Here is a 7,503-nt window from a genome sequence, read left to right on the forward strand (position 1 = left end):
AGGCTATATCGATTTATAAATTCTCTTCGTTGAGTAACAGTAGTAACAGGCTACCCAATGATGCATTGCCCAAGTTGATGTCAAGTTGCGTTATCGCTGCTTCGGCATTCACTCGACCATAGCCGTAGATTGAATCGCGCCCACTACTGCCTAAATCTGTCGCGGTGTTAAACATGGCCTGGCGAACTGCATCGCTCGTATTTTTTTTGCTGGCACTCATTAGTAGTGCGGCCACGCCAGCGACATGTGGCGCTGCCGCCGATGTGCCAAAAAAGGTAGATGGAAACCCGCCGGCACCTGTCACCGAAACGCCGTCGACTCCGGTGAGGTCGGGTTTGGCCCGGTTGCGTTGTGCGGGTCCTCGCGAGCTATAGAATGCGCTAGTGTTGCTGCCTGCGTTAATTGTGCCAACAGCCACGGCGCGTGCTACCCCAGGATGTCCAAATATGCTGCCGCTAGGAATTTCATATTCGATTGCGCTGGCGCCTAAGAAAAACATCTCAAGGCGACGTGTTGAACCTGAATATTTATCCACCACAGCAAAGTGTACTTGGTCGCTTGAGCCGGTGTTTGGTACGCAAACCGCTTCTAAGGCAGGGCCGTTGCCGAACGCGCTAGACTGCGTAATTTCGCCGTTGATATCGAAAATATATAAGTCGTAATCACTGCTTGGATTGTTGTAGCTTTCGTCCCATTGCAACAATGCTACTGTGCCGCGATTAGGTGCTGTAATAAAGCCGAGGGTTTCATCTGCGCCAGCACCTTCTTGCGCACCAAAATCATGGATTGTTGTGTCGGCAGGGTATTTTCGATAGTTACGTTCGTAGTGTGAAGCTGCACTATTGCCGGCTGACGAAACATAGAGAATATCTGCTGGCAGCGCAGCAACCGCTTGTGCAATGTCGCCGTCGGCAAAATAAGGTTCTGCAAAAAAGCCTAGGTCATCGACGATAATATTAGCTTTGAATGTGTTTGCTAGATTGTTTATCTGACTGATGAATTCTAGTGAAGTGCCAACGGCGGCAACCGCTAGTTCGGCTTTTGGGGCAATGTCATGGATGATTTCCGCCATTGCGGTGCCTTCGTTGCAGGTCAATTCTGGGCTGCAGGTTGACACGTCGGCTGATCGCGTAGAGCAGCTCCCATAAACCGTTACGTTTTGCGGTAAATCGCCGGTGTTGCGAGCGGTTTGCCAGTTATTGGCGCCGTCTGAGACGATTCCGACTTTGATCCCTTTACCGGTGATGCCGAGCTTTCGAAGTTCATTTGCACGCAATATTGCGTCGCCTTGAGTGGTCTTGCTGCCGGCCCTAGTGGTAGCGTAGTGAGGGCGGGATACCGAGCTCACTACATTAAGTTTGACTAACTCTTGAAGCCCGTCAGCCGAGGTCCAGGCTTGAATCTTGTTCAGCGATGGCACCACTAACTCGATCTCAATGCCGAGGTCTTGGAGCGCTTGAAGTGTCGATTCTGAGGTGTTTTTGGTGGTGATGTAGACTTGTACTAAGTTACTGCCCTTGGTCTTCAGGATGGGCGATCCAGTTCCCTTTTGGAGCGACCGATCTGTTCCGCCGATAAAATTATTTAATGCCGAGTCGAGCTTGCTGGATGTCTGGTGCTTATGGCTCCCTTTTGTTTTGGCGGCGTCTTTGGCCGCATTAATAGCCTGTCTGATCTTTTCCGGGCTGGGGGGAGTGGCGCCGTCTAAGGGGTTGGCTTGGCTTGCGCCGCTGATTAGCAGCAGGGCTAAAAGTCCGCTGGCTAGTAGGTTGTTGCAAGTTGCAGGTCCACTCAGGCGTTGCGATAGTATTGTTGTCTGCTTCATTATGATTTTTCCGACATATTCGGCGTTTGATTAGAGCTCTACCATAATCAGTAAGCAGATTATATTCAATCGACGAAGCTAGGTGAGTCGGCTATTATTCTGTTTTCTTTTACTACTCCTGTTGCCTTGTGGAACTACCTCCGGCTTTTCTGTTGTTTGTAATCTCTGCGGCTTTTACGCCAGGGCCAAACAACATCATGATTATGTCTTCCGGTCTTAATTTTGGTACGCGTGCGAGTTTGCCGCATTTTTTTGGGATATGTTTCGGGTTTCCGACCATGTTTCTGGCTGTCGGGTTCGGGTTGGGCTACCTATTTGAAAAATATGCCTTGCTGCATTCTTTGATTCAAATAGCTGGGGTTCTGTATCTATTCTATTTGGCTTGGCTGATTGCTAGGGCGGCGCCGACTAAGCTTGAGCGACATCGGGCGGCGCCGTTGTCATTTGCGCAGGCCGCGTTGTTTCAGTGGGTCAATCCAAAGGCTTGGATTATGGGCACTAGTGCCATAGCGGCGTATACCACGGTCGGAGCGAATGTTAATCTGCAAATTTTGGCGATGGCGTTACTGTTTTGGCTAATGACATTTCCCAGCGCTGGAGTGTGGCTTTTCTTTGGGATTGCCTTAAAGCGATTGTTGGGTGATCCGCAGCGACAAAAGTACTTTAATGTCGCCATGGCATTATTGTTGGTTGGATCGGTGATTCCGATCGTAATCGACCTTCTTCAAGCGCACCTAGGTTGACCGTTTTATTTGCGGATATCGGGGGAGGAACAGGATTTCATTCGGTCTCAGGCGGGTCTACCGGTTGCTTGTGATAAAACCCTGTAAAATCTACATTTTTCTGGCTGACTCCCTTGCATTAAGCTGGAGCAAAGCATAGAATTCGCCGCACTTGAACGTCGTTACTGCTAGAGACCTGTAATTAACAGCCTCTTTAGTAAGACGGCCGACGCTTTGTCCTCCTTTTTGGTTGAGGTGATGAGCGAATACGAGAAAATTTACTGAGTTTGATACTTTGATGGGGTTTGTGCCACATTTGGCGCCGCTACTCCTTGACTTTGCTTGTCTGAGTCCATAGAATCGCGCTCCCGCCGTATGGTCCTGTTGTTTTTAGATAGGGCTTTGTGTCGAATTTAATACCTCACAGTCTTGTGGTTTGAGATTGTGGGCATTTTGTCGCTCTGAGAGTCAAATCCTTGTTGGCTTTTAACGATTTTTTGAAAAACTAAAATTAGATTATGCCTACTATTAATCAGTTAGTACGGAACCCGCGTAAGAAGCAGGTTCAAAAGTCGAATGTTCCTGCGTTGATGGCGTGTCCTCAGCGGCGTGGTGTTTGTACTCGTGTTTATACAACTACTCCTAAGAAGCCTAACTCAGCGCTGCGTAAAGTTGCGCGTGTTCGTTTGACTAACGGCTTTGAGGTCACTAGCTATATTGGCGGTGAAGGTCACAATCTACAGGAGCATAGCGTGGTGTTGATCCGCGGTGGTCGTGTTAAGGATTTGCCGGGTGTGCGTTATCACACAGTGCGTGGTGCTCTGGATACCTCTGGTGTTGCAGCGCGACGTCAAGGTCGTTCTAAGTATGGTGCTAAGCGTCCTAAGTCTTAGTTCGTTAGCGTCACCAATAACTCACGACAACGAACATTATTGTCATAAGTATTGATTGCTCGGTTGTCGAGTGATTGAGAATAAACTGCTAAAGAGAGCACGTTATGCCTAGAAGAAGAGAAGTACCGAAACGCGAAATACTGCCCGATCCTAAATTCGGGAACGTTACGCTAGCCAAGTTTGTCAATATTTTGATGAAGGATGGCAAGAAGTCGGTAGCTGAAAAAATTATTTATGATGCGTTGGACTTAATTGCCGAGCGTCGCTCTGAAGATCCGTTGGAGATATTTGATCAAGCATTGGAAAATGTTAAGCCAATGGTTGAGGTGAAGAGTCGTCGTGTTGGTGGTGCAACTTATCAGGTTCCTGTTGAGGTGAGAGCTTCACGACGTACTGCTTTGGCGATGCGTTGGATTGTTGAATATGCGCGTAACCGTTCGGAGAAATCGATGACTCAGCGTTTAGCTGGTGAGTTGGTTGATGCGTTTGAGAAGCGTGGTGGTGCAATGCGTAAAACTGAAGACGTGCATCGCATGGCTGAGGCGAATAAGGCGTTTAGTCACTTCCGTTTTTAATTTGAGTTCGCTGCGGCGAGCTTAAATGCTCAAGATTGCTTGTTTGCAGTCTTGAGTTCCCCGCAGGCACATAGAGTCTCGGGTTGTTCTTTTAAAATTTGAGATAGAAATTAGTCATTAGACATAGCTTTTTACTGAGATAGTTACTAAAGAAAGATGGCACGTTTAACTCCACTAGATCGATACCGAAATGTCGGCATCATGGCTCATATTGACGCGGGTAAGACCACGACGACTGAGCGCATTTTGTTTTACACGGGTATAAGTCACAAGATCGGCGAAGTGCACGATGGTGCGGCGACGATGGATTGGATGGAGCAAGAGCAAGAACGTGGGATAACCATTACTTCGGCGGCAACTACAACCTTTTGGCGCGGTATGGATGCTTCATTTGAAGAGCATCGTATTAATATCATCGATACCCCCGGACACGTTGACTTTACAATTGAAGTTGAGCGTTCGTTGAGAGTCCTCGATGGCGCGGTTGCAGTATTTTGCGCAGTTGGCGGTGTTGAGCCGCAATCTGAGACTGTCTGGCGTCAAGCTGATAAGTATCATGTTCCACGATTGGCGTTTGTCAATAAAATGGATCGTTCAGGTGCTGATTTTTTGCGTGTTGTTGAGCAAATTAAAACTCGTTTAGGTGCGAATCCTGTCGTGTTGCAGTTGCCAATTGGTGCGGAAGAAGAGTTTGAAGGCGTAGTTGATTTGATAAAGATGAAGGCCATCTATTGGGATAAAGATTCCATGGGTGTATTGTTTGAAGAAAAAGATATTCCAGCGAGTATGCAAGATCTGGCTGATGAGTATCATGAGCGGTTGCTTGAAGCGGCTGCAGAAAGCTCTGAAGAGCTGATGGATGTCTATTTAGAAGATGGTGGTCTGTCAGATGAGCAGTTAAAGGGTGCGCTTAGAGCGCTAACCATTGGAAACGAAATTGTTCCAGTGATGTGTGGTAGTGCGTTCAAGAATAAGGGCGTTCAAGCCATGTTGGATGGAATTGTTGAATACCTTCCATCGCCAACAGAAGTGCCAGCAATTACTGGTATCGATCATCAAGAGCATGAAGTTACTCGTGCATCAAGTGATGATGAGCCGTTTGCGGCGTTGGCTTTTAAGATTGCAACGGATCCGTTCGTTGGTCAGTTGGTGTTTTTTCGAGTGTATTCAGGCTCGCTAAAAACCGGTGATGCGGTGTATAACCCGGTCAAAGATAAGAAAGAGCGTATTGGTCGAATTTTGCAAATGCATTCGAACAATCGAGAAGAAATTAAAGAGGTTCGCGCTGGCGATATTGCGGCAGCGGTCGGGCTTAAAACGGTCACTACAGGTGATACGTTATGCGATATTAAGAATGTCGTTACATTGGAGCGCATGGAGTTTCCAAATCCTGTGATTTCTCAGGCAGTAGAGCCGAGAACGCAGGTGGATCAAGAGAAGATGGGTGTTGCGTTAGGTAAATTAGCGCAAGAAGATCCTTCTTTTAATGTGCGGACAGATGAAGAGTCCGGTCAGATTATCATTTCTGGCATGGGTGAGTTGCACTTGGATATCATTATAGATCGTATGAAGCGTGAATTTGGTGTCGAGTGTAATGTGGGCAAGCCGCAAGTGGCTTACCGAGAAGCCATTAGTAAAACCGTTACGCATGAAACAAAGTATGCGAAACAGTCAGGTGGTCGCGGTCAATATGCGCATGTAATGTTGCGTATTGAGCCTCTAGAGCGCGGCGCTGGATTTGAGTTTGTGGATGAAATTAAAGGTGGCGCAGTGCCCCGTGAGTTTATCCCCTCAGTTCAGAAGGGCGTTGAAGATGCGATGGAAGGTGGCGTGTTGGCCGGTTATCCGTTGGTCGATGTTCGCGTTGCCTTGTATGACGGAAGTTTTCACGATGTAGACTCGTCAGAGTTCGCATTTAAGGCGGCTGCAGGTCAGGCATTCCGAGAGGGTTGTCGCGAAGCAGGTGTTGATATTTTAGAGCCCATTATGGCTGTGGAGATTGTGTCTCCAGAGGAGTATATGGGTAACGTTAGTGGGGATATTAGTTCTCGACGCGGCGTTATATTGGGTATGGATGACACGCCTTCGGGTAAGTTGATTGAGTCAGAAGTTCCTTTGGCTGAGATGTTTGGTTATGCGACAGCGCTTCGTAGTGCAACGCAAGGTCGAGCTTCTTATACCATGCAGTTTGAGAAGTATGCGAAGGCGCCGCAAAATGTCGTCGACATGATAGTGAATCGATATTGATCTTTAAGATTGGTGTTGGATAAGTTAGCAATAATTAGTTAAGCAGTATTTTAAGAAACCAAAAGATAGGTGAAACGCTATGTCTAAGGAAAAATTTGAAAGAACCAAACCGCACGTTAACGTCGGCACGATTGGTCACGTAGACCACGGCAAGACCACGTTGACGGCAGCGATCACAAAGTGTTTGTCAGAAGCATACGGTGGTACAGCGGTCGATTTCGCAAACATCGACAACGCTCCAGAAGAGCGTGAGCGCGGCATCACTATCTCGACAGCGCACGTAGAGTACGAGACGGAAAACCGTCACTATGCTCACGTAGACTGCCCAGGTCACGCGGACTATGTAAAGAACATGATTACTGGTGCAGCCCAAATGGATGGCGCTATTCTTGTTTGTTCAGCCGCTGATGGTCCAATGCCACAAACGCGTGAGCACATTTTGTTGGCACGTCAAGTTGGCGTTCCGTACATTGTTGTGTTCTTGAACAAAGCAGACATGGTTGACGACGAAGAGTTGTTGGAATTGGTTGAGATGGAAGTTCGTGAACTTCTTGATTCATACGAATTCCCAGGCGATGACACGCCAATCGTGATCGGTTCAGCATTGAAGGCGTTGGAAGGTGAAGCGCAGTACGTTGAGAAAATCATCGAGCTAGGCAAAGTATTGGATGAGTACATCCCTGAGCCAGAGCGCGCGATTGACGGTGCTTTCATTATGCCAGTAGAAGATGTGTTCTCGATCTCAGGTCGTGGAACGGTTGCGACGGGTCGTATTGAGCGTGGCATCATCAAGGTTGGTGAAGAAATTGAAATCGTTGGTATTCGCGATACTTCTAAGACAACGGTTACGGGTGTTGAGATGTTCCGTAAGTTGTTAGACGAAGGTCGTGCTGGCGATAACGTAGGTATCTTGTTGCGTGGAACTAAGCGTGAAGATATCGAGCGTGGTCAAGTATTGGCAAAGCCAGGTTCAATCAACCCACACACAAAGTTCGAAGCTGAAGTTTATGTGTTGAGTAAAGAAGAAGGCGGACGTCACACTCCATTCTTCAAAGGCTACCGTCCACAGTTCTACTTCCGTACAACTGACGTAACGGGTGCTTGTGAATTGCCAGATGGTGTTGAGATGGTTATGCCAGGCGACAACATCAAGATGCAAGTTGAGTTGATTGCTCCAATCGCGATGGAAGAAGGTCTTCGTTTTGCGATTCGTGAAGGTGGCCGTACTGTTGGTGCGGGTG

At 47.7% G+C, this 7,503-nt stretch carries 6 protein-coding genes; 5 read left to right on the plus strand and 1 reads right to left on the minus strand.

Annotation, left to right across the window (positions count from 1 at the left end; all coding sequences use genetic code 11):
- Positions 1 to 13: 13 nt before the first annotated feature.
- On the minus strand, positions 14 to 1,825 hold the full coding sequence (locus tag DFR28_RS13010; RefSeq protein ID WP_113954796.1) for a S8 family peptidase: 1,812 nt from the start codon (positions 1,823 to 1,825) through the stop codon (positions 14 to 16).
- A gap of 128 nt (positions 1,826 to 1,953) precedes the next feature.
- Here DFR28_RS13010 and DFR28_RS13015 point away from each other — a divergent pair, with 128 nt between their 5' ends.
- The 5 genes from DFR28_RS13015 to tuf form a co-directional block, all read left to right on the plus strand.
- The gene (locus DFR28_RS13015) at positions 1,954 to 2,568 is read left to right on the plus strand and encodes a LysE family translocator (RefSeq protein WP_113954797.1); all 615 of its coding nucleotides are present in this window, start codon (positions 1,954 to 1,956) and stop codon (positions 2,566 to 2,568) included.
- 497 nt (positions 2,569 to 3,065) lie between these two features.
- A complete protein-coding gene (gene rpsL / locus DFR28_RS13020) occupies positions 3,066 to 3,440 on the plus strand; it encodes a 30S ribosomal protein S12 (RefSeq protein WP_113954798.1) in 375 nt (124 codons plus the stop codon).
- Positions 3,441 to 3,544: 104 nt separating this feature from the next.
- Positions 3,545 to 4,015, plus strand: a complete 471-nt coding sequence (gene rpsG / locus DFR28_RS13025; protein ID WP_113954799.1) for a 30S ribosomal protein S7 — start codon at positions 3,545 to 3,547, stop codon at positions 4,013 to 4,015.
- 156 nt (positions 4,016 to 4,171) lie between these two features.
- On the plus strand, positions 4,172 to 6,262 hold the full coding sequence (fusA, locus tag DFR28_RS13030; RefSeq protein ID WP_113954800.1) for an elongation factor G: 2,091 nt from the start codon (positions 4,172 to 4,174) through the stop codon (positions 6,260 to 6,262).
- Between the two features lie 79 nt (positions 6,263 to 6,341).
- Positions 6,342 to 7,503 (plus strand): elongation factor Tu (gene tuf / locus DFR28_RS13035; RefSeq protein WP_113954801.1); only part of this gene is annotated, 1,162 nt, incomplete at its 3' end.

It is taken from the genome of Arenicella xantha, from assembly GCF_003315245.1.
Taxonomy (GTDB): domain Bacteria; phylum Pseudomonadota; class Gammaproteobacteria; order Arenicellales; family Arenicellaceae; genus Arenicella; species Arenicella xantha.

Bases quoted from the DNA above. Each gene is read 5' to 3' on its own strand.
- fusA (WP_113954800.1), top strand. From the start codon at position 4,172: ATGGCACGTTTAACTCCACTAGATCGATACCGAAATGTCGGCATCATG.
- rpsG (WP_113954799.1), top strand. From the start codon at position 3,545: ATGCCTAGAAGAAGAGAAGTACCGAAACGCGAAATACTGCCCGATCCT.
- DFR28_RS13010 (WP_113954796.1), bottom strand. From the start codon at position 1,825: ATGAAGCAGACAACAATACTATCGCAACGCCTGAGTGGACCTGCAACT.
- rpsL (WP_113954798.1), top strand. From the start codon at position 3,066: ATGCCTACTATTAATCAGTTAGTACGGAACCCGCGTAAGAAGCAGGTT.